Here is a 21394-nt window from a genome sequence, read left to right as displayed (position 1 = left end):
CGCCGAGGGTACTGCCCGTGCGGGCGCTGCGCCCGGAATCAGGCGAGGACGGGATCCGGGGCGTCGTCCGGTGCCGACCCCGGCCGCTCGAGCCGCCCGTCGCCGTGGCGGGCGAAGCGTCCGGAGTCGTGGCTGTAGACGGGGGCCTCGGTCGGCCAGGGCCAGCCGCCGAACCGGGTGCGCCGGTAGTCGTCGTACGCCGCCGCGATCTCGCGGTCGGTGTTCATCACGAACGGGCCCTGGGCGGCGACCGGCTCGCCGATCGGCACCCCCTGCAGCAGCAACACGGTCGACGCGGTCTGCGCGCGCAGGGTCAGCGCGCCGCCGTCGTCGGGCGCGTAGCCCCAGCCGGATTCGACGGCGGTGCCGTCGATGTCGACGCGGGCCCCGTCGCCGTGGACGTACAGCACCCGCCGGGCGTGCGCCGACGCCGCGGCGGGGAGCTCGATCGCGGCACCGGGCTCGAGGTGCACCAGCCAGATGGCCACGTCCGAATCCGCGTCGGCCGCCCGCGAATTCGCGGGCGGCGCCAGCGGGTCGTGGTCTCCGAAGCGGCCCGCGATCACCCGCACGCGGGCGGTGCCGGTGTCGTCACCGATCACGACGTCGGGGATGTCCTCGTTCCACAGCATCTTGAACTCGGCTGGTGCGGACTTGTTGCGGGCCGGCAGGTTCAGCCAGATCTGGTACAGCTCGAAGTCGTTGGCGCCGTCCTGGTTGAGCAGCGGGAACATCTCCGAGTGGCTCACCCCACCGCCGGCGGTCACCCACTGCACGTCCCCGCCGCCGTAGCGGGCGCCGGCGCCGGTGGAGTCGGCGTGGTCGACGAAGCCGCGCCGCACCACGGTGATCGTCTCGAAGCCGCGGTGCGGGTGCGCGGGGAAGCCGGGCACCGTCGTGCCGTGGTACATGTTCCAGCCGGAAGGGTGGCCGAAGTCCTGGCCCAGCGGGCGGTCCGAGACGTCGGCGGCGGGCGTCATGTCAGGGGAGCCCTGTGGGTAGTGGTCGACGTGGTGGACGGCGAACAGGAACGGATCCAGGCCCGGCCAAGGGCCGCCGAGCCGGAAGACCTGTCCCGCGCGGGTGGACGAGCTCATGATTCCTCCATCGCGTTCATGTCGTTGAACATTTGACTTCATTCTCGCCGACTGGAACGTCGGCGGGGTCATCGGGCATTCCCGTCAGTCCGCGGCCGGTTCGGGCGCCGGGCGCCGCGCGGCCTCGTCGCGCGAGAGCGCGATGGTGGTGTAGACCATGACCGTGAGCGCGACGACCACGAGCGCCACCGCCGGTCCCGACACCTGCAGTCGCTCGTCGAGCACGGTCATCCCGAGGAAGATCGCGATCACCGGTTCGCCGATCGTCATCGCCGGCAGCGACGCCGACAGCGGCCCCACCTGGAACGCGCGCTGCTGCAGGTACAACCCGATGAGTCCGGCCGCCACCAGGGCGTAGGTCTGCCATGCGCCGAGGACATGACCGAGTCCGTGCTCGAGCAGATCCGTCACGTACTTGGTGAACGCCACCGCGACGCCGTACAGGGCGCCGCTCGCCCCGCCGAGCAGCAGCGCCCGCCAGCCGACGTCGATCCGCTGCGACCACCCGATCAGCGTCGCGACGACGGTGACGGCGACCACCGCGGTGAGCGGGACTGCCCAGGCGGCCCACGGGGCGTCGACGTTCCCCGCGGTGGGGTTGCCGACGACGAGAAACACCGCGAGCGACACGGTGAGGGCCCCGGCGAGCAGCCACGAGGTGCGGGTGAGCCGGTAGCCGGAGAACCGCGCCGACAGCGGCAGCGCGAACAGCAGCATCGACACCAGCAGCGGTTGGACCACCAGCACCGACCCGAGCGCCAGCGCGATCACCTGGAACAGGTAGCCACCGCCGTCGCCGAGGACGCCCGCCCACCAGCGTGGGCTGCGCATCAGTGCCGCGATGAGCGATCGATCCTCCGGAACCTGCGCCGCCGCACTCTGCTGCGCCACCGATGCGCACGCGAACAGGAACGCGGCGATCAGCGCGCACACGATCGAGGCGACGGGCAGCCCGGACATGGGTCAGCTTCCTCCGCGCCGGCGTCGGCTCTGCCCGCTCGCGGGGCGGCCGGTCCCGTCCCGGCGCGTCCCGCCGCGGCCACGGAAACCGCGCTGCGGTCCCGGCCCCCGGCGATCGGCAGGGGTCTCCCTCTTCAGGGGTGCCGGTGCGGTCTGCTGCTCGGGCACCGGGGTGCCACTGGGCTCGCGTGCCCCGGTCAGCGTCTCCCAGCGCCGGTCGCGGCCGCCGACGGTGAGCGGATCGACGTCCACCCCCGCGGCCCGCATCACCTTCGCGGCGGGGCCGCGTTCGTCCTCGGTCACCACCGTCACCACGACACCCGACTCTCCGGCGCGGGCCGTGCGCCCGGCGCGGTGCAGGTACGCCTTGGACTCGGTGGGAGGATCGACGTGCACGACGAGCGAGATGTCGTCGACGTGGATGCCGCGGGCCGCGACATCCGTCGCCACCAGTACCGGCAGCGTGCCGTCGGCGAACTCGGCGAGCACCCGGGTGCGGTGGCCCTGCGGCTTGTCGCCGTGCAGGCCACCGGCCGCGATCCCGACCGCCCGCAACTCGTCGGTGAGCCGGTCCACGCCCGCCTTGGTGCGGACGAACAGCAGCGTCCGGCCCGCCCGGGCCGCGATGCGGGCGACCGTCTCGTACTTGATCTCCCGCGGCACGTGCAGCACGTGGTGCTGCATCGTGTCGACCGCGGCGACGGCCTCCGCGGTCGCGTGCGTGACCGGATCGTGCAGGTAGCGCGCGACGAGCGTGTCGACCTCGCCGTCGAGGGTGGCGGAGAACAGCAGTCGCTGCGCGGACTCCGGGGTGCGGTCGAGGATCTCGGTGACCTGTGGCAGGAACCCGAGCTCGGCCATGTGGTCGGCCTCGTCGATCGCGGTGACCTTCACGTCGTCGAGGGCGACGGTGCCCTGGGACAGGTGGTCCGCAAGCCGTCCCGGTGTGGCGACCAGCAGATCGACGCCGCGGCTCAGGCGGGTGGCCTGCCCCTTGAACGGCACCCCGCCGACGATCGATGCCATCCGCAGGCCCATCGACACTGCCGACTCGTCGAGCGCGGACTCGATCTGGGCAGCCAGCTCCCGCGTCGGCACGAGCACGATCCCGCGCGGACGTCCGGCCCGGCTCGCGCCGCCGGTGAGCCGCACCAGCAGCGGCAGCCCGAACGCGAGCGTCTTGCCCGATCCGGTCGGCCCGCGCCCGAGCACGTCGCGCCCAGCCAGGATGTCCGGGATGGTGGCCGCCTGGATCGGGAACGGTGCGGTGATCCCCTCGCGGCCGAGGGAATGAACGAGCATCGGGGGCAAACCGAGTTGCGCGAAGGTGGGAGAGGGGCGGTCGGGCATGAGGTCGGCGAGCCTTCCGGTTGTGAAGTCACAGGCTACCGCGGGTGACGAACACGGGCTGACGAGTGGAGAGGAGGACTTCGGCGCCTTCCGGGGTTCTGCGTCCATACTTGCGACGACCGGCTACCAGGGATGAGGACTGAGTATCGGACGAGAAGAGGGCAGCCATGACTTCGATGGACAAGGTCGACTTCGGCGATGTGCGATGGGGATCGGTGGAGTGGACGAACCTCTGCACTCTGTACCTGCGGGCATGCGAAAGTCGTTCGCCGGCACCGATTCTGGGCGATGATGCAGCCGCCGAGGCGGTGGGCCGGATCGATTACGACTGGGCCCGGATGCGTCGTTCCGTGCGGCCCGGATTCAGCCAGTATCTGGTCGCCATGCGTGCTGAACAGCTCGACGACTGGAGCGTAGACTTCCTCAGCCGCCATCCGGATGCCGTGGTGGTGCATCTCGGCTGCGGAATGGACACCCGGGCTTTCCGGGTGCATCCGCCTGCGACTGTGCAGTGGTTCGACGTCGATCAGCCGAATGTGATCGGATTGCGTCGCAGGCTCTACGACGATCGCGCCGGCTACCGCACGATCGGCGCGTCGGTGACCGACGAGGCGTGGCTCGATGACATACCCACCGATCGCCCGATACTGATGGTCGCGGAGGGACTACTCATGTATCTGACCGAGCCCGAGGTGCGTGCGCTCCTCCAGCGCCTGACGGATCGGTTCGGCAGCGGCGAGCTCGTCTTCGACACGCTGTCCGCGATGGGGCCGCGGCTGTCCAAGATGTTCACCAAGGGCATCGTCAAGTGGGGCATCCGCGACGCCCATGAGATGGAACGTTGGAATCCGCGGCTGCGCCTGCTCGCGCGAGGCCCTGTGGGAGCGCGCTTCGAACGCATTCCCTCGAAGCAGGTGCGGCTGCTGTGGCGGCTGGTCAACGCAACGCCGGTGCGGAACTACGACGTGCTGAACCGCTTCGCCTTCTGAGTCGTGCTCCGAAACACGGCTCCATGGGGTGTTATGCGCGGCGGGGGCGGACGCCGCAGCGCCCGCCCCCGCCGTTGCTGCCGGCTACCCGGCTCAGGCCTCGATCTCGGAACGGTCGCCGCTCCACAGGGTGTGGAACTTGCCCGGCATGTCGACGCGCTCGTAGGTGTGGGCGCCGAAGAAGTCGCGCTGGCCCTGGGTCAGTGCGGCCGGCAGGCGCTCGGCGCGCAGGCCGTCGTAGTACGACAGCGACGACGCGAACGCCGGCACCGGGATGCCCAGGGTGGTCGCAGTGACGACGACCCGACGCCAGCTGTCGATCGCGTTCTCGATGGCCTCGCGGAAGTACGGCTCGACGATCAGCGACGTCAGATCCGGGTTGGTGTCGTACGCCTCCTTGATCCGGTTGAGGAAGCGGGCGCGGATGATGCAGCCGCCGCGCCAGATCGTGGCCATGTCGCCGGGGGTGAGGTCCCAGCCGTACTCGTCGCTGCCGGCGCGGATCTGATCGAAGCCCTGCGCGTACGCGACGATCTTCGACGCGTACAGCGCGCGGCGGATGTCCTCGGTGAACTGCTCGACATCGGTCGGCTTGGCGCCCAGCTCACCGGACGCCAGCCCGCGGGCGGCCTTGCGCTGCTCGCGCGAGCCGGACAGTGCGCGGGCGAACACGGCCTCGGCGATGCCGGTGACCGGCACACCGAGATCGAGCGCGGACTTGACCGTCCAGCGGCCGGTGCCCTTCTGCTCGGCCGCGTCGACGACCACGTCGACCAGCGCCTGGCCGGTCTTGGCGTCCTTCTGCCGCAGCACCTCGGCGGTGATCTCCACCAGGTAGCTCTCGAGGTCGCCGGCGTTCCACTCGGTGAACACGTCGGCGATCTTCTCGGCGTCGAAGCCCAGCGCGTCGCGGAACAGGTTGTACGCCTCGCCGATCAGCTGCATGTCGGCGTACTCGATGCCGTTGTGCACCATCTTCACGAAATGGCCCGAACCGTCCGGGCCGATGTGCGTGCAGCACGGTGTGCCGTCGACGTGCGCCGAGATCGACTCGAGCAGCGGGCCGAGCGCCGCGTACGACTCCTTGGGGCCGCCCGGCATGATCGACGGCCCGTTCAGCGCGCCCTCCTCGCCGCCGGAGATGCCGGCGCCGACGAAGTGCAGGCCGCGCTCGCGCAGCGCCGCCTCGCGGCGAATCGTGTCCGTGTACAGCGCGTTGCCGCCGTCGATGATGATGTCGCCGGGCTCCATCGCGTCCGCGAGTTCCTCGATGACCGCGTCAGTAGCGTCGCCGGCCTTGACCATGATCAGCACGCGTCGCGGCTTCTGCAGCGCGCCGACGAACTCCTCGATGGTCTCGGTGCGGACGAAGTCGCCCTCGTCGCCGTGCTCGGCCAGAAGTGCGTCAGTCTTCGCGATGCTGCGGTTGTGCAGGGCCACAGTGTGTCCGTGGCGGGCGAAGTTGCGGGCGATGTTGGATCCCATGACGGCGAGCCCGGTGACGCCGATCTGGGAGCGGGCAGCCTCGGTGCTGGCAGAAGTCTCGGAGGTCATGGTTACAGCTTCCCCCGTGGACCCCCGACGACGCGAACCGGCCCCGCTGTTCGGAACGTGACACCCACCACGCAGTCGGCCCCGGACACCCACAGGAGGGGTGGCCGGGGCCGAACGAGGGTCACGAGCGATTACGCGTTGCGGTTGCGGTGCGGACCGTCGAACCCGTCGTAGCTGCGACGCTCGGTGCGGCTACGGAAACCGTTGCTGCGCTGTTCGGACGGACCCGACGAGGTACGGCGGTCACCGAACGATCGGTTGTCCCGATCGCCGAAGTCCCGGCGAGGGCCACGGTCGTCACGGTTGCCGCGGAACCCGCCGCCGTCGCTGTCCCTACGGGGACCGCGGTTGTCGAAGTCGCGACGGGGACCACGGTCATCGCGGTTGCCGAAGGAACGGTTGTCCCGGTCACCGCGGAATCCGTTGCTACGCGAATCGCCTCCACGGAAATCGTTTCCGCGGAAGCCGCCCTCGCTGCGACGGTCCCCGAAGTCGCGGCGGGGGCCGCGGTCGTCGCGGTTGCCGAACGAACGGTTGTCGCGGTTGCCGAAGTCGCGGCGGGGGCCGCGGTCGTCTCGGTTGTTCGAGTGTCCGCGGAAGCCGCCACCGTCGCCGTCCCGGCGCGGTGCGCGGTTGTCCCGGTCGCCGAAGTCGCGGCGCGGGCCACGGTCGTCGCGGTTGCCGAACGAACGGTTGTCGCGGTCGCCGAAGTCGCGGCGCGGGCCACGGTCGTCGCGGTTGCCGAACGAACGGTTGTCGCGGTCGCCGAAGTCGCGGCGCGGGCCACGGTCGTCGCGGTTGCCGAACGAACGGTTGTCGCGGTCGCCGAAGTCGCGGCGCGGGCCACGGTCGTCGCGGTTGCCGAACGAACGGTTGTCGCGGTCGCCGAAGTCGCGGCGCGGGCCACGGTCGTCGCGGTTGCCGAACGAACGGTTGTCGCGGTCGCCGAAGTCCCGGCGCGGGCCACGGTCGTCACGATTGCCCCGGAAACCGCTGCCATCGCCGTCGCGACGCGGCCCGCGATCACCGAAATCACGGCGCGGGCCACGATCCTCGCGGTTACCGCGGAAGCCGCCCTCGCGGCGCGGACCACGGTCGCCGAACGAACGTTCACGGCGATCGCCGCGGTCTCCCCGCTCGCTGCGGAAGTAGCTGTCACGCACCGGCTCACCGCTCGGCGCCTGCGCACCCGTGATGGTCGCGAGTTCCTCCGACCCCGGGAACACCGGGACGGCGGTCGCGTTCACGCCGGCCATGCCGGTGAGTCGACGGAACATGCGACGCTGGTTCGGCAGTACGATCGCGGCGACGACACCGGCCTCGCCCGCGCGGGCGGTGCGCCCGGCCCGATGCAGGTAGTCCTTGTGGTCCTGCGGCGGATCGACGTGCACCACCAGGTCGATGCCGTCGACATGAATCCCTCGTGCCGCGACATCGGTCGCGACGAGCACCGGGGTGCGACCGGTCTTGAACCGCTCGAGCACCCGGGTGCGCTGATTCTGCGCCTTGCCACCGTGCAGGGCCTCGGCGGCGACACCCTTCTCGCGCAGACGCTCGGTGATGCCCTCGGCGCCCAGCTTGGTGCGGGCGAACATGATGGTCCGTCCGCCCTTGCGGGACGCGATCTCGGCGAGCACGGCGTCCTTGTCGCCACGATCGACGAGCAGCACGTAGTGGTCCATCGTGGTGACGGACGCCCGACCGTCCTGAGTGGAGTGCAGTTCGTGCTCGGGCAGGAACTCGCGCACGAGCGTCTTCACGTCGTTGTCGAGGGTCGCCGAGAACAGCAGGCGCTGGCTGTCGTTCGGGGTGTCGGCGAGAAGGGTGCGGACCTCCGGCAGGAAGCCCATGTCGGCCATTTGGTCGGCCTCGTCGAGCGCGGTCATCTCGATCTCTCCGAGGACACACGTGTTCTGCCGCAGGTGGTCGCCGAGACGGCCGGGGGTTGCGACGAGGATGTCGACGCCGCGGCGCAGTTGGTCGACCTGCTTCGTGAAGGGGGTGCCGCCGACCGCGGCGCGGACGTTCAGTCCGAGGGAACCGGCGTACGGGGTCAGCGAGTCGACCACCTGGAACGCGAGCTCACGGGTGGGCACCAGCACCAGTGCGCGCGGACGCTTGGGCGCGGGACGATCCTCGTGGCGGGCCAGGCGTGCCAGCATCGGCAGGCCGAACGCCAGCGTCTTGCCGGATCCGGTCTGCGCGCGGCCGAGAATGTTCTTGCCGGCGATCGCATCCGGAATGGCCATCGCCTGGATCGGGGACGGCACGGTGATCGAGTTGCGGGCCAGCGCAGCGACGACAGGCTCGGGCAGGCCGATCTCGGCGAACGTCATCTCGGGTGCCGTGGTGGGCTCGGGCTCGGTGTCGACAACGGTCGACTCGGCGGTCTCAGCCGCGATGGTGGTCACGGCGTCGACCGTGTTCTCGACAGGGATCTCGCTGTCGGTTGTAGCAGCGGAATCTTGGGCAGCATTAGTCACGCGGATATACCTCTCCGGACGTCGGGCACGTCGCGGAGCGGGCTGTCGTTTGCAGCCGCACGAAGAGACGAGCCAGGGCACAATTCACCTGGCCATCCGTGCGCTTCGCGCGGGGGAGATGGGGCTGTGTGCCTCACATGAATGATCGGGCCCGGCAGCGGGCCGTCGTCGAGTGTACGCGATCGCGCCTGCCGCCGACGGACCGGCGGCAGGCGGTGTGACCCGCGTAACGGGCGGGGGTCAGGGCTGCGTGGGCGAGAACAGCCGGCTCAGCTCGACCAGCCACGGCACCGCGACGGCGATCGTCGGGACCACCAGGATCGCGGCTGCGGCGAGGTAGGCGGCCACCGCGACCCGCATGTCGGCGCCGGCGCCGCTGAGTCGACGGACGCGGACCAGGGTGCTCGGGCCGCCGACGGCCATCGCGCCGCGCGGGGCGGTGGAGCCGGCGCACGTGACCAGGGCGCGGGCGAGCGGGCCCGGGCCGGTGACCTTGACCGCCGAGTCGTCGGCCAGCAGTTCCACGAGCAGCTGCACCGAGCCGAGCGCCGACTTGGATCGGACCACCCGCGGGAACGCCTGGTGGACGGCCGTGAACGCCTCGAGTACCAGGTCGTGGCGGGCCCGCAGGTGCGACCGCTCGTGCGTGAGGATGGCCGTGACCTCGGCGTCGTTGAGCGAGTTCAGCGTGCCCTCGCTGAGGACGACCCGCTGCCGCAGCCCGGGCAGGCAGTACGCGATCGGTTCCGTGGCGTCGAGGATCCGCACGTCGGGAAGCCGCTTGAGCGTGGCGGACAGGTCGACGTCGCCACGGTCGAGGAGGTCGACGAGCATGCGATGACGCGCGCGCCGTCGACGGGTGTGCACCGCCACCCGCACGATCGAGAAGATCAGCTTCGCGCCGATGAGCAGCGTGAGGCCGAAGACGACGACGTACAGGACCCACAACGGCAGCCCGAGCGCGTCGATCTCGGACGTCGGATCCGTCGTGGGACGGCCGTCCGGCCCGGGAACGAGAAGCTGGCTGGCGATCGCGAGTCCCGAGCTGAACGCCGACAGCACCGCGGCCAGCGCGATCGCCTGCCACAGCACCAGGGCGGCACGAGGTGACCGGTACGGCCACTGCGCGCGACTCAGCAGCGCGGGCACCGGCCCGGTCAGTGCGAGCGCGAGCACCCCGAATGCCAGCGCCGTAGGGGCGTTCATCGGCTACATGTCATGGCGAACGGGCCTCAACTCGCCCGGCCGGTACCCGGATGCAGGCCGGCGGTTCCCGGCGGGTGCATCGGGGTCGGGTTGGCTGCCTTGTCCGCCTTCTCGGCCTCGGACTCCTCGAGCGCGGCGAGCGCCTCGCGCAGCGCGGCGGCCTCGTCGGCGCCGACCTGTCCGACGAAGTGGACGAGCGCGGCGGCGCGCTCACCGGACGCGTCGGCCTGCTGCAGCGCGTCGACCATGAGGCTCGCGACCAGCTCGTCGCGACCGTGCACGGGCACGTAGCGGTGCGCGCGGTCGTCGCGCTGTTGGATCACGAGGTGCTTCTTCGCGAGCCGCTGCAGGACGGTCATCACCGTCGTGTACGCGAGTTCGCGTCGGGCGGCGAGTGCTTCGTGCACCTGCCGCACCGTCTGGGGTTCCGACATGGACCACAGGTGGTCCATCACTGCACGTTCGAGCTCGCCGAGTCCAGCCATGCTGCGATTCTACGGACCGCACGCCCCGAATGCTTACTACTGGTGGTAGTAAGTTTCCGCGCGTCGTGTGGTATTGGCCGCACCGCGCGTCCGGCCGGTATACCGGTGGGGGAATCCATCACACTGGAGGTTCGGTGTCGCAGTGGCTCGATCGTCTCTCGCTCGTCTCCGGGCCCCTGCCTGTCCTCGTCGCGATCTGCGGCCTCGTCGGCGCGGGGTGGCTGCTGTCCGGGCGCCGGCGGTGGTTCCTGCGGTGGGCGCTGCCGGTGTCGCTGGTGGCGGCCGCGGCGATCACCGCGCTGCTGTACGTGATCGTCGAGCACGTGTGGCGGCCGTTCCCGGACCCGATCGAGAAGCCGGTCTACCTGTGGATCGGCATCGGGATATGGGCGGTGCTGCTGCTCGTGCCGCGGGCGCTCGCCGGGCGCCGCTGGACGATCCCGGTGTCCGTCGTCGCCGCCGCGGCGGTGGTGCTGGCCGTCGCGCTGCAGATCAACCAGATCTTCTACGCCTACCCGACCGTCGGGACGGCGCTCGGGCTCCCGGACCCGGACCGGATCGACTTCGCGCAGGTGCCGCCCCCGACCGACCCGGTCGTCACCGGCCGGCCGCTCGAGGACGCGTGGGCGCCGCAGGCGCCGGGTGACATGCCCGCCAGCGGGAAGTTCACGACGGCGCCGATCCCGGGCGAGAAGTCAGGCTTCGCCGCGCGGGACGCCGTCGTGTACCTGCCGCCCGCCTACTTCACTTCCCCGCGACCGCTGCTGCCGGTGCTGGTGCTGCTCGCCGGGCAGCCCGGTTCGCCCCAGGACTGGCTCGGCGGCGGCAAGCTGACCGCGACGATGGACGAGTTCGCGCGCGACCACCACGGCCTGGCGCCGGTGGTCGTCGTCGCCGACGGCACCGGATCGCAGCTCGCCAACCCGCTGTGCCTGGATTCGAAACTCGGGAACGTCGCCACCTATCTCGCCGTCGACGTGCCCGCGTGGACGAAGTCGCATCTGCAGGTGGACCCGGATCCGCGGTCGTGGGCGATCGGCGGCCTGTCCTACGGCGGGACGTGCGCGCTGCAGCTGGCGACGAACTACCCGCAGGTCTACCCGACGTTCCTCGACCTGTCGGGGCAGGAGGAGCCGACGCTGGGCGACCGTAAGCGCACCGTCGACGAGGCGTTCGGCGGTGACGAGGCGGCGTTCGTCGCCGTCAACCCGATGGATCTGCTCAAGTCGCGCCGCTACCCGGACACAGCGGGGATCATCGTCGTGGGCAACCGCGACGACGCCTACCGGGGCGGCGCGCAGAAGGTGTTCGAGGCCGCGAAGAACGCGGGCATGGACGTGCAGTACGTGGAGGTGCCCGGTGCGCACAGCTTCCTGGTGTGGTCCACGGGTCTGCGCAACGAGCTCGACTGGCTGGCGAAGCGGATGGGACTGATCGCGTGAATGCGTTGCGGCGGTACGGCCGCCGGGTCGCCGACCTGCTCCGATACGGCGTGGCCGGCGCCCCGGTGAGCATCACCGTCCTGGTGGCCGTCTGGGTGCTCGGGTTCGCGACCGACTCGATCCTGCACGCGCCCGGACAGTTCGTCTATCGCCACCTCGCGGTCGGGATCGGTCCGATCGAGCACTGGCGGCTGTGGACCCCGCTCACCGCGGGACTGTGGGCGCACGGGCTCGCAGGCTACCTCGGGGCGACCGCGCTGGTGTTCCTGGTGGCGGCGCCGCTCGAACGGCGCATGGGATCGGGGCGGTTCGCGATTTCCGCGGTCGTCACGCAGATCGCGGGCACCGCGCTCGGACTGGCCGTGGCGGCGTTGGTCAAGCTGCTGGACGCGGACTGGGGGTTCCGGCTGCACATCGGGGCTGCGGTCGGGCCCACGACGTGGATCGCCGGCGTCGCGATGGTCGCGAGTGCATCGATGGACACGCTGTGGCGCAGACGGATCCGCGTCGGCCTGCTCGCGTTGACGATCACGCTGGTGCTGTTCGCCGGCCAGTTGCAGGACGTGATCCGGCTCGGCGCCGTCGTGGTGGGACTGTGCGTGGGCCTGTGGATCGTGGGCCGCTCGGCGCGCGGGCAGCGGATCACCGGCACCCGCCGCGAGGGCCGGGTGCTGGTCGCGATCGTGGTCGCCGCCACCTCCATCGGCACGATGCTCGCGGCGCTGTCCCCGCACGCGGTGGGCCCGCTCGCGGTGCTGCGCGACCTGTTCCGCGGGGTCCCGTGGACGGCCGCCGAGGTCCGCGAGATCTGCGAGGATGCGCCGTCCGGTCCGGACTGCCGGCGCGGCCAACTCGACCTGCGCCTGTCCGGCATCGGCCCGACGCTGCTGAGCCTCATGCCGTCGGTGTTCCTGCTGGTGCTGTGCGACGGGCTGCGCCGCGGACGGCGCTTCGCGTGGATCGCCTCCACCGTCGCGCAGGTGGTGCTGCTGGTGCTGTCGCTGCTGAACTTCGTCGTCCGGTACATCGACTTCGCCGACCAGGACACGATCTTCTACGGGCTCGACGCCCCGAACGTCTACCGCACGCTGATGCCGTTCCTGACCCCGCTGGCGCTGCTGATCCTGCTGCTCGCGACCCGCAAACTGTTCGACGTCCAGGCGCCCCCGAAGACGTACCGCCGCCTGTTCGGCAAGGTCGCGGTGCTCGTCGTGGGGCTGGGTGTGCTCTACGTCCTCGGCGGGCTGTGGGCGCGCAGCGGCTTCGACCGGCACCCCACCGTGACCACGCTGATCGCCGACTTCCCGCAACGGCTGGTGCCGCCGGTGTACCTGCAGCTGATCGATCCGCGGCTGCTGCCGGTGGATTGGGCGGCCACGCTGCTCTACGAGTGGACCGGCGTGGTGTTCTGGGTGGTCGCGTGTGTGCTGGTGGCCGCGACGTTCCTGCGTCCCGCGCACGGCGGCGAGAGCGGGGCCGCCGAACGTGCCCGGCAGATCCTCACCTCCGGGTCCGGCAGCGCGCTGTCGTGGATGACGACGTGGGACGGCAACTCGTACTGGTTCGGGCCGGGCGGCGACAGCTACGTCGCGTACCGCGTCATCGGGGGCGTCGCGCTGACGACCGGCGGGCCGGTGGGCCGGCCGGACCGGGTCCGCGACGACGTCGCCGGCTTCGCCGAGTTCGCCGCTGCGAACGGCTGGGTGCCGTGCTTCTACTCGGTCACCGCCGACGTCCGCGATGCCGCGCACGCGCTCGGGTGGGTCGGCGTGCAGGTGGCCGAGGAGACAGTGCTCGATCTCGGCTCGATCGCGTTCACCGGCAAGAAGTTCCAGGACGTGCGCACCGCCCTGAACAAGGCGGCGAAGTGGGGGATCACCGCCGAGTGGATCACCTTCCGCACCGCCCCGCTCGCGATCACCGACCAGATCACCGCGATCTCCGAGGAATGGGTCGCCGACAAGGGGATGCCCGAGATGGGCTTCACGCTCGGCGGGTTGCAGGAGATGGACGACCCCGAGGTGCGGTGCCTGATCGCCGTCGACGAGCACCGCACCGTGCACGGGGTGACGTCGTGGCTGCCGGTGTACCGGGACGGCCGGGTGGTCGGCTGGACGCTGGACTTCATGCGGCGCCGCGCGGACGGTCCGCAGCAGGGCTTCCGGCCCGCGATGGAGTTCCTCATCGCCTCCGCGGCGCTGCTGCTCGAGCAGGAGGGCGCCGAATTCGTCAGCCTGTCCGGTGCGCCGCTGGCGACCGTGTCACAGGACGTCCCGGCCACCGCGTCCGAGGCCGGGCTCTCCGACGTGCCCGCCGAGGTGCGGCCGGGACTGTCCGACGCGATGGACTCGGTGCTCGAGGTGCTCGGGCAGACCCTCGAGCCGGTGTACGGCTTCCGGTCGCTGCTGGCGTTCAAGTCGAAGTTCCAGCCCCGCTATGAGCCGATGTACATGTGCTTCGCGGATCCGGTGGCGTTGCCGAGCATCGGCAACGCGATCGGCCGCGCGTACCTGCCGGACGTCTCGTTCGGGCAGGGCATGCGGCTGGTGCGGACGCTGATCCGGCGTTGAGCTGACGCCGCACCCCACCCCTGAAGGTTGACGTGGTTGACTGGCGCTGGCACGGTGGAGGTTGACGTGGTTGACCGGATGAAGGGATGGGGCCGATGGCGTCGCTGGTGGACCAGGAACGCGAACTGATGGAACTGCTGGAGCGTCGCGTGCACCGTACGTTCGAGGCCGCCGCCGCGGCCGGCGTGCCGGCCGAGACGTTCGCCGACGTCGAGGCGATCGCCGACGCGATGTCGGCGGCCCTGCCCGCCAGCCACGTCTACGACCGGATTGTCGGTCCCTTCTACGACACCGCCGGCCTGACCCGCTGGTGGCGGGTGAGCCGGCAGGCGGTCGCCAAGAAGGTCGCCACCAACGCCGTGATCGCGTGCCGGCTCGAGGACGGGCAGTGGGTGTACCCCACCTGGCAGTTCACCGGCAGCGGTGCCGTGCACCCCGCGCTGGTGGAGGTGTGGCGGCTCCTGCGCGGCGCGGCCGACGCGTGGACGTGCGCGCTGTGGCTGCGGACCCCGCAGGACGGCCTCGACGGGACGTCGGCCGCCGACTGGCTGCTCGCCGACGGCCCCGTCGACCCGGTCCGGGCCGCCGCCCGCGCGGACGCGCAGCGGTGGGCTGCGTGAGCGGGAAGACCACCGAAACCTCCACCCGGGAGCGGGTCGCCCTCGCCGAACCGGGATCTCGACCGCTCGACGACTTTCCGGGCTGGCTGCTGACCACCCGCCGTCGCCTGCTGCGCGGGCACAAGTCCCGGAACGGGCCGTGGTGGTTCGCCTCGAGCGGCGGCGGCCGGTTCGACCTCGACGCACCGCGCGGCACCTGCTACGTCGCCTTCGACGACCGCACCGCGATCCGCGAGACTGTCGGCGAGGTGCTCACCTCCGGCGGAGTCATCACCGCCGAGTTCGCCGCCGAGCGATCGCTGTCCCGGTTGCGGATCCCGACGCGCCGGCGCCTGGCCGACACCTGCGCCGAGGCGGCCGCGGACTTCGGACTCACCCGCGAACTGTGCACCCTCACCCCGTACGAGCTGCCGCGCCGGTGGGCGGTCGCCCTCGCCGTCCTGTTCGACGGGCTGCGGTATCAGACCCGCTTCACCACCGGGTCCGGCGCGAACGCCGCCGCGCTGTTCGGCGACGCCGGTGCGCGGGACGACTGGCCCGTCGACGACGCGCCCGAGCCGTTCGGCGCGGCCGCACGGCGGTGCGGGTTCACCGTCGGCGCGGTCCCGCGAACCGTCCGGATCGTCGAGCCGCCCGCATGACCGGTCCGCCTACGGAACCTGGAGGATGCCGACGCTGACACCGACCGGGTGGTGATCCCCGGTGGCCCGGGCGGCCGCGTCGACGTCGGCGGTCGCAACGACACCGCCGCTGCCCGTGGACACCGTCGCGGGCAGGTACCGGCACCAATCCTCGGCCGAGATGGGGCGGCTGTAGTCGAGGGGCACGCGTCCGATCTCGGTGGTGCCGGTGTCGCCGGTGGTGAGGTTTCGCCAGTTCAGGGTCACCTCGAGACAGTCGTAAGGGGTGGTCGCGGCGGTCGTCGGCGGGGCCGCGGTGAAGGTCACGACGCCGGGAGCGTCCGTCGTCGCCGACGGCGTCAGGGCCGCCACCGGCGGGATGTAGCAGCGGAATCCGACGCCGCATCCCGACAGGAACGTCACGGGGATCTGGAACGCCGTCGTCGCCGCTACCCCGGGGATCGGCGGTGGGCTCGCCATCGCTGCGCCGGACACGCCGAGAGGGGGTCCCAGCACGGCCACGGACGCAACGGTGCCGACGACGAACGAACGAGCCGCTGTACCGCGCATGTCGTGACCTCCCGGGGATCGCGCCCCGACCTGGCTCAACGCGAGCGTACTGCGCACCGCGCGGGCCTGAGACCGAATACCGGTCCGGGCGCTCACCGCGTCCGGTTCGCCGTCTCTCGTCGCGTCCGCGGCGAACCGATCAGGAATCGAGAAGCGACGCCCGCGCATCGGACATAGCGTTGCGGACATGAACATCACCATTCACTCCGCCTTCCTGCCGCACACCGACCGCGACGCGTCCCTGGCGTTCTATCGCGACCTGCTCGGGTTCGAGGTCCGCAAGGAGGTCGGCTACAACGACATGTACTGGATCACCGTCGGCCACCCGGACCAGCCGGACACGTCGCTCGTGCTGCACCCGCCGGCCGCCGACCCCGGCGTCACCGACGAGGAGCGCCGCACCATCACCGAGATGATGGCGAAGGGGACGTACGCCATCCTCACGCTGGCGACCCCCGACCTCGATGCGACGTTCGAGAAGCTGGTGGCCGGGGACGCGGACGTCGTCCAGGAACCGACCCAGCAGCCGTACGGCATCCGCGACTGCGCCGTCCGCGATCCCGCCGGCAACCTGATCCGAATCAACGAGGTGCCCTGATGACCACTGTCCAGTCCCTCACCCTGGAAGTGCCCGATCCCGCGGCCGCGGAGAGCTTCTACGCGGCACTCGGCGTCGGGAAGTACGTCGACGTGCGCGCCGCGCAGACCCCGACCACCGGATTCCGCGGCTACACGCTCTCGCTGGTGGTGTCGCAGCCGAACATCGTCGACGCGTTCGTCGCCGCCGCCGTCGAGAACGGTGCGGCCGTGGTCAAGCCCGCGAAGAAGAGCCTGTGGGGGTATGGGGGCGTCGTGCAGGCACCGGACGGCGCGCTCTGGAAGATCGCGACCTCGTCGAAGAAGAACACCGGCCCCGCGGTCCGCGAGTTCGACGACCTGGTGCTGCTGCTCGGCGTCGCGGATGTCAAGGCGAGCAAGCAGTTCTACGTCGATCACGGGTTGGAGGTCGCGAAGAGCTTCGGCCGCAAGTACGTCGAGTTCGCCGGCGCGTCGACGAAGGTGAAGCTGGCACTCTACGGGCGCCGCGCCCTCGCCAAGGACGCCGGCGTGACCGAGGACGGGACCGGATCGCACCGGATCGTGATCGGCAGCGACGCCGGGGCGTTCACCGACCCGGACGGGTTCGCGTGGGAGTCCGCGCGCGTCTGACCTCCGGGAGCCGTTCACCCACCGTGGATGAGGCGTCGGCGCTGCTGCGGATGTCACGCTGCGACTGCGACCGGAAATCGTGCGGTCCGACGGTGTTCGGGGCGGCGATGCGCGTCGACAGGCGACTCCGGTGGACCGGGTGCGGTCCGCCGGAGCCGTGACCCGGGAAACGGCGAGAGGGGAAGCATGACCAGTCAGTCGGATATCACGGAGACGGTGCAGGCACAGCACGCGGCGGCGCTGGAGACGCTCCCGTTCGACGAGGATCAGGATTTCGCCGACGCGGAACGAGGATTCGTCGCCGCGCTCGAGCCGGGCGTCGTCACCAACAGCGACGGCGCGGTCGTGTGGGACAGCGGCTCGTTCGCGTTTCTCGACGAGGACTGCCCGGTCACGGTCCACCCGAGCCTGTGGCGCCAGTCGCGGCTGTGCGCGATGCAGGGCCTGTACGAGGTCGCCGAGGGGATCTACCAGATCCGGGGGCTCGATCTGTCGAACATGACGCTGGTCGAGGGCGACACCGGGGTGATCGTGATCGATCCGCTGATCTCCGCCGAGACCGCGGCCGCCGGGCTGGCGTTGTACCGCGAGCACCGCGGCGACCGCCCGGTGACCGGTGTGATCTTCTCGCACTCGCACATCGACCACTTCGGCGGCGTCAAGGGCGTGACCACGGTCGACGACGTCGCGGCGGGCCGCTGCCCGATCCTGGCTCCGGTCGGCTTCGTCGAACACGCCGTCGCTGAGAACGTGTACGCGGGAACGGGGATGGGCCGACGGGCGGCGTACATGTACGGGGCGGCGCTGCCGCGGGGGCCGGTCGGTGCGGTCGGCGCGGGCCTGGGCCCGACCACCTCCACCGGGACACCGACTCTCATCAACCCGACTGTGGACGTCGATCACACCGGGCAGACCGAGACGATCGACGGGGTCCGCATCGAGTTCCAGATGACACCCGGCACCGAGGCGCCGTCGGAGATGAACTTCTACTTCCCGGACCGTCGGGCACTGTGTATGGCCGAGAACGCAACTCACACGCTGCACAACCTGCTCACGCTGCGCGGCGCGCTGGTCCGCGACCCGCACGTGTGGTCGAAGTACCTCACCGAGGCGATCAACCGGTACGCGTCGCGTTCGGACGTGCTGTTCGCGTCGCACCACTGGCCGACGTGGGGGACCGAGCAGCTCACCGAGTTCCTGTCCCTGCAGCGCGATCTGTACGGGTATCTGCACGACCAGACCCTGCGGGCGATCAACCAGGGCGCCACCGGCATCGAGATCGCCGAGAACATCCAGCTGCCGCCGGCGGTGGCGCAGGCCTGGCACACGCACGGCTACTACGGCTCGATCAGCCACAACGTCAAGGCCATCTACCAGCGCTACATGGGCTGGTTCGACGGCAACCCGGCGACCCTGTGGGAGCATCCGCCGGTCGAGGCCGCCAAACGGCACATCGAGTTCATGGGCGGCACCGCCGAGGTACTGGCCAAGGCCCGGAAGTCGTTCGCGGACGGCGACTTCCGCTGGGTCGCGCAGGTGCTCAACTACGTGATCTTCGCCGAACCCGACAACACCGAGGCGAGGGCGTTGCAGGCGGACACCCTCGAACAACTCGGGTTCGGGTCGGAGAACGGCACGTGGCGCAACTTCTTCCTCATGGGCGCCTACGAACTCCGCAACGGTCCGGTCGGGACACCCACCGAGACCGCCTCCGCGGACATCGCCGGCGCCCTCTCCGTGGAGCAGGTGTTCGACGCGATCGCGCTGCGGATCGACGGACCGCGCGCCTGGTCGGCCGACATCACCATCGACTGGCGCATCGAGGACGAGGGCGTCGACCACCGCACCCGCCTGCGGAACGGGCTGCTGGTGCACTACGACCTCGAGGGGCAGGCGTCCACCCCCGACGCGGTGCTGACGCTGTCCCGTCAGGACCTCATCGCGGCAGTGGTCGGCGGCGCCGACGTGGCGGGCATGATCGCCGCCGGTCGAATCACCGCCGAGGGCGATATCGGCAAGCTGACGGAGCTGATCGGATACCTCGATTCGCCGGACCCGGACTTCGCCATCGTCACGCCCTGACGTCCGCGCATCCTGGCCTGCGACGCGGCTCGCGCGTCGGCCGGTCGGCCGTGACCTCGGATCCAACTCGTCGTCGCGCGTGGTCACCGAGACGGGACCATCGACGCGGCGCTTCCCTCGGATTGGATCGAGACCTACGTATGGATGACGCTCGCGGCGGGGCATCTGTACGCACAGCACTCCACCTCCAGGCACGCCGCACTGGATCTGCTGCTCCGCAGCGTCGATCGATCCCTCGCGCCGCGAAGCTGATCGTCGGACGCCGGGCGGTGTCGCTATCGACTCACGATTGTCGTACCGGCCCGCCCACCGAGCCGTACACGTGCCGGGTGCCGATCGGCACGATCAGCGGACGGTCCGAGACGGGGTCGTCGATGACGGCGGCCTCGAGCCCGAACACCTCCTCGAGCAGTTCGGCGGAGATGACGTCCTGCGGCTTACCGGACGCGACGATCCGTCCCTCCGCCATCACGATCAGGTGGTCGCTGTAGCGGACCGCGAGGTTGAGGTCGTGCAGCACCATGATCACGGTGCGGCCCATCTCCTCGTGCATGCGGTCGACGAGGTCGAGCACCTCCACCGAATGCGACAGGTCCAGGTACGTCGTCGGCTCGTCGAGGAGCAGGATGTCGGTGCCCTGTGCGAGCGCCATCGAGATCCAGGCCCGCTGCCGCTGGCCACCCGAGAGTTGGTCGACGGGCCGGTCGGCCAGATCCGCGACTCCGGTCAACGCGAGGGCCCGGGCCACCTCGCCCTCGTCGTCCGACGACCACTGGCGGATCCACGACTGGTGCGGGTGCCGTCCCCGCGCCACGAGATCGGCGACGGTGAGGCCCTCGGGGGCGACGGGGGACTGCGGCAGCATGCCGAGGGTGCGGGCGACGTCCTTGGTGCGCATCGACGAGATGGCCTTGCCGTCGAGCAGCACGGTCCCGGCGCGCGGCTTGAGGAGTCGGCCGAGTGCCCGCAGCATCGTCGACTTGCCGCAGCCGTTGGGGCCGATGACCGTGGTGATGACGCCGGTGGGGATCTCCACGTCGAGTCCCTCGACGATGACCCGGTCGCCGTAGCCGAGGGTGAGGTTCTCGGCGACGAGCCGCGGCGCGGGGGTCGGGTGGGCCGTGGTCGTCATGCCGAGACCTTCCGGTTGTTGCGGACGAGCAGGTACAGGAGGAACGGGCCGCCGAGCGCCGACGTGACGATGCCGACAGGCAGTTCGACGGGCAGGACGGTGCGGGCGATGATGTCGCTGCCGACCACCAGCACGGCGCCGGTGAGGGCGGACGCGATGATCGGCGGGCCCGCGGAGCGCACCAGGCGCATCGCGACCTGCGGGGCGGCCAGGGCGACGAAGCCGACCGGGCCGGCCGCGGCGGTCGCGATCGCGGCCAGGACCACCGACCCGAGCAGCAGCTTCGCCTGTTCGGACTGCTGACGCACGCCGAGCGAGCGGGCATTGTCATCGCCCAGGCGCAGCGCGCCGAGCGTGAACGTCGAGACGACCGCCCACCCGCCGATGATCGCGAGCGCGATCGCCACCGGCCACACCTGCGTCCAGCCGGCGCCGTTGAGCGAACCGTTCAGCCACACCTTGGCACGGGAGACGTCGTTGATGTCCGCGGAGATCAGCAGCCAACCGGTGACCGCGATCAGCATGGCGTTGACACCGATACCGATGAGGATCAGCCGGTAGCCCTCGACGCCCTTGCGCCACGCGAGCAGGTAGATCACCACCGCTGTCCCCAGGCCACCGAGCAGCGCCGCCAGCGGGATGCCCAGCGTCGCGAGCACGCCGACGAACGACCCGCCGCCGCCGAGCACGATCAGCGCGACCGCGGCGGCGCTGGCACCGGAGGTGATGCCGAGGATGTCGGGGCTGGCGAGGGAGTTGCGGGCGATCGACTGCGTGATCGCACCCGAGATGCCCAGCGCGACACCGATCAGGACGGCGGTCAGCGCGCGGGGCAGCCGCAGGTCCATCACGATGAACCGCTGGACCTTCGAGCCGCCGCCGAACAGCACGTTGGTGACCTCGGGGACCGACAGCGGGAAGTCGCCGCGGCCGATGCCGACGCACACCAGCAGGAACAGGGCCACCGCCAGCATGACATTGACGACGATCATGTATGGCCGCAGGACCAGGGAGACCGGGCCGAG

General features: G+C 70.8%; 18 protein-coding genes. 8 read left to right on the top strand and 10 right to left on the bottom strand.

The features are described 5' to 3' along the window. Window positions 1-38: 38 nt before the first annotated feature. From ACQ5DX_RS10760 to ACQ5DX_RS10750, 3 genes are all read right to left on the bottom strand, one after another. The gene (locus ACQ5DX_RS10760; protein WP_430332615.1) at window positions 39-1097 is read right to left on the bottom strand and encodes a pirin family protein; all 1059 of its coding nucleotides are present in this window, start codon (window positions 1095-1097) and stop codon (window positions 39-41) included. Window positions 1098-1181: 84 nt separating this feature from the next. After that, window positions 1182-2057: a DMT family transporter gene (locus ACQ5DX_RS10755; protein ID WP_430332614.1), complete on the bottom strand. Its 876-nt coding sequence runs from the start codon at window positions 2055-2057 to the stop codon at window positions 1182-1184. Window positions 2058-2060: 3 nt separating this feature from the next. Beyond that, on the bottom strand, window positions 2061-3407 hold the full coding sequence (locus tag ACQ5DX_RS10750; protein WP_430332613.1) for a DEAD/DEAH box helicase: 1347 nt from the start codon (window positions 3405-3407) through the stop codon (window positions 2061-2063). A 167-nt stretch (window positions 3408-3574) separates the two neighbouring features. Between ACQ5DX_RS10750 and ACQ5DX_RS10745 the strand changes: the two genes are divergently transcribed. Next, window positions 3575-4396, top strand: coding sequence for a class I SAM-dependent methyltransferase (locus tag ACQ5DX_RS10745; RefSeq protein ID WP_430332612.1), 822 nt, complete (start codon window positions 3575-3577; stop codon window positions 4394-4396). A gap of 93 nt (window positions 4397-4489) precedes the next feature. Here ACQ5DX_RS10745 and gndA read toward each other — a convergent pair whose 3' ends face one another. The 4 genes from gndA to ACQ5DX_RS10725 form a co-directional block, all read right to left on the bottom strand. Continuing rightward, window positions 4490-5950: an NADP-dependent phosphogluconate dehydrogenase gene (gndA, locus tag ACQ5DX_RS10740; protein WP_430332611.1), complete on the bottom strand. Its 1461-nt coding sequence runs from the start codon at window positions 5948-5950 to the stop codon at window positions 4490-4492. 131 nt (window positions 5951-6081) lie between these two features. Further along, entirely contained in the window at window positions 6082-8286 is a 2205-nt protein-coding gene (locus ACQ5DX_RS10735) for a DEAD/DEAH box helicase (protein WP_430335618.1), read from the bottom strand. 387 nt (window positions 8287-8673) lie between these two features. Continuing rightward, window positions 8674-9639: a M48 family metalloprotease gene (locus ACQ5DX_RS10730; protein ID WP_430332610.1), complete on the bottom strand. Its 966-nt coding sequence runs from the start codon at window positions 9637-9639 to the stop codon at window positions 8674-8676. A gap of 26 nt (window positions 9640-9665) precedes the next feature. After that, window positions 9666-10124, bottom strand: a complete 459-nt coding sequence (locus tag ACQ5DX_RS10725; RefSeq protein WP_430332609.1) for a BlaI/MecI/CopY family transcriptional regulator — start codon at window positions 10122-10124, stop codon at window positions 9666-9668. A 134-nt stretch (window positions 10125-10258) separates the two neighbouring features. On the opposite strand from ACQ5DX_RS10725, the gene ACQ5DX_RS10720 reads away from it, so the two are divergent. The 4 genes from ACQ5DX_RS10720 to ACQ5DX_RS10705 all read left to right on the top strand — a co-directional run bounded on the left by ACQ5DX_RS10720 (window position 10259) and on the right by ACQ5DX_RS10705 (window position 15397). Continuing rightward, a complete protein-coding gene (locus ACQ5DX_RS10720; RefSeq protein WP_430332608.1) occupies window positions 10259-11566 on the top strand; it encodes an alpha/beta hydrolase in 1308 nt (435 codons plus the stop codon). Beyond that, entirely contained in the window at window positions 11563-14136 is a 2574-nt protein-coding gene (locus ACQ5DX_RS10715; RefSeq protein WP_430332607.1) for a phosphatidylglycerol lysyltransferase domain-containing protein, read from the top strand. The genes ACQ5DX_RS10720 and ACQ5DX_RS10715 overlap by 4 nt, the downstream gene beginning before the upstream one ends. 95 nt (window positions 14137-14231) lie before the next feature. Then, window positions 14232-14756 carry a hypothetical protein gene (locus ACQ5DX_RS10710; protein ID WP_430332606.1) on the top strand — a complete coding sequence of 175 codons (525 nt, stop codon included), beginning with the start codon at window positions 14232-14234 and terminating at the stop codon, window positions 14754-14756. Beyond that, the gene (locus ACQ5DX_RS10705) at window positions 14753-15397 is read left to right on the top strand and encodes an RES family NAD+ phosphorylase (protein ID WP_430332605.1); all 645 of its coding nucleotides are present in this window, start codon (window positions 14753-14755) and stop codon (window positions 15395-15397) included. Before ACQ5DX_RS10710 ends, ACQ5DX_RS10705 begins: the two co-directional genes overlap by 4 nt. A 9-nt stretch (window positions 15398-15406) precedes the next feature. Here ACQ5DX_RS10705 and ACQ5DX_RS10700 read toward each other — a convergent pair whose 3' ends face one another. Then, window positions 15407-15946 carry a hypothetical protein gene (locus tag ACQ5DX_RS10700; protein ID WP_430332604.1) on the bottom strand — a complete coding sequence of 180 codons (540 nt, stop codon included), beginning with the start codon at window positions 15944-15946 and terminating at the stop codon, window positions 15407-15409. 187 nt (window positions 15947-16133) lie between these two features. On the opposite strand from ACQ5DX_RS10700, the gene ACQ5DX_RS10695 reads away from it, so the two are divergent. The 3 genes from ACQ5DX_RS10695 (at window position 16134) to ACQ5DX_RS10685 (ending at window position 19237) form a co-directional block, all read left to right on the top strand. Further along, entirely contained in the window at window positions 16134-16544 is a 411-nt protein-coding gene (locus ACQ5DX_RS10695) for a VOC family protein (RefSeq protein WP_430332603.1), read from the top strand. Next, the gene (locus ACQ5DX_RS10690) at window positions 16544-17155 is read left to right on the top strand and encodes a glyoxalase (protein ID WP_430332602.1); all 612 of its coding nucleotides are present in this window, start codon (window positions 16544-16546) and stop codon (window positions 17153-17155) included. The genes ACQ5DX_RS10695 and ACQ5DX_RS10690 overlap by 1 nt, the downstream gene beginning before the upstream one ends. 186 nt (window positions 17156-17341) lie before the next feature. Then, a complete protein-coding gene (locus ACQ5DX_RS10685; protein WP_430332601.1) occupies window positions 17342-19237 on the top strand; it encodes an alkyl/aryl-sulfatase in 1896 nt (631 codons plus the stop codon). A gap of 283 nt (window positions 19238-19520) precedes the next feature. Here the strand turns inward: ACQ5DX_RS10685 and ACQ5DX_RS10680 are convergent, their stop codons facing one another. Both ACQ5DX_RS10680 and ACQ5DX_RS10675 read right to left on the bottom strand, forming a co-directional pair. Beyond that, on the bottom strand, window positions 19521-20369 hold the full coding sequence (locus ACQ5DX_RS10680) for an ABC transporter ATP-binding protein (protein ID WP_430332600.1): 849 nt from the start codon (window positions 20367-20369) through the stop codon (window positions 19521-19523). Continuing rightward, window positions 20366-21361 carry a FecCD family ABC transporter permease gene (locus ACQ5DX_RS10675; protein WP_430335617.1) on the bottom strand — a complete coding sequence of 332 codons (996 nt, stop codon included), beginning with the start codon at window positions 21359-21361 and terminating at the stop codon, window positions 20366-20368. The genes ACQ5DX_RS10680 and ACQ5DX_RS10675 overlap by 4 nt, the downstream gene beginning before the upstream one ends. Between the last annotated feature and the right edge of the window lie 33 nt (window positions 21362-21394).

This window comes from Rhodococcus sp. ACT016 (genome assembly GCF_050477185.1).
Classification (GTDB): domain Bacteria; phylum Actinomycetota; class Actinomycetes; order Mycobacteriales; family Mycobacteriaceae; genus Prescottella.
Note: the sequence above shows the minus strand (reverse complement) of the source record. Positions and strands in the feature narration are given on the sequence as shown.

Coding starts and splice junctions, on each gene's coding strand:
- ACQ5DX_RS10760 (WP_430332615.1), bottom strand. CDS start 1,097: ATGAGCTCGTCCACCCGCGCGGGACAGGTCTTCCGGCTCGGCGGCCCT.
- ACQ5DX_RS10755 (WP_430332614.1), bottom strand. CDS start 2,057: ATGTCCGGGCTGCCCGTCGCCTCGATCGTGTGCGCGCTGATCGCCGCG.
- ACQ5DX_RS10750 (WP_430332613.1), bottom strand. CDS start 3,407: ATGCCCGACCGCCCCTCTCCCACCTTCGCGCAACTCGGTTTGCCCCCG.
- ACQ5DX_RS10745 (WP_430332612.1), top strand. CDS start 3,575: ATGACTTCGATGGACAAGGTCGACTTCGGCGATGTGCGATGGGGATCG.
- gndA (WP_430332611.1), bottom strand. CDS start 5,950: ATGACCTCCGAGACTTCTGCCAGCACCGAGGCTGCCCGCTCCCAGATC.
- ACQ5DX_RS10735 (WP_430335618.1), bottom strand. CDS start 8,286: ATGACGTTCGCCGAGATCGGCCTGCCCGAGCCTGTCGTCGCTGCGCTG.
- ACQ5DX_RS10730 (WP_430332610.1), bottom strand. CDS start 9,639: ATGAACGCCCCTACGGCGCTGGCATTCGGGGTGCTCGCGCTCGCACTG.
- ACQ5DX_RS10725 (WP_430332609.1), bottom strand. CDS start 10,124: ATGGCTGGACTCGGCGAGCTCGAACGTGCAGTGATGGACCACCTGTGG.
- ACQ5DX_RS10710 (WP_430332606.1), top strand. CDS start 14,232: ATGGCGTCGCTGGTGGACCAGGAACGCGAACTGATGGAACTGCTGGAG.
- ACQ5DX_RS10700 (WP_430332604.1), bottom strand. CDS start 15,946: ATGCGCGGTACAGCGGCTCGTTCGTTCGTCGTCGGCACCGTTGCGTCC.
- ACQ5DX_RS10695 (WP_430332603.1), top strand. CDS start 16,134: ATGAACATCACCATTCACTCCGCCTTCCTGCCGCACACCGACCGCGAC.
- ACQ5DX_RS10690 (WP_430332602.1), top strand. CDS start 16,544: ATGACCACTGTCCAGTCCCTCACCCTGGAAGTGCCCGATCCCGCGGCC.
- ACQ5DX_RS10685 (WP_430332601.1), top strand. CDS start 17,342: ATGACCAGTCAGTCGGATATCACGGAGACGGTGCAGGCACAGCACGCG.
- ACQ5DX_RS10680 (WP_430332600.1), bottom strand. CDS start 20,369: ATGACGACCACGGCCCACCCGACCCCCGCGCCGCGGCTCGTCGCCGAG.
- ACQ5DX_RS10675 (WP_430335617.1), bottom strand. CDS start 21,361: ATGATCGTCGTCAATGTCATGCTGGCGGTGGCCCTGTTCCTGCTGGTG.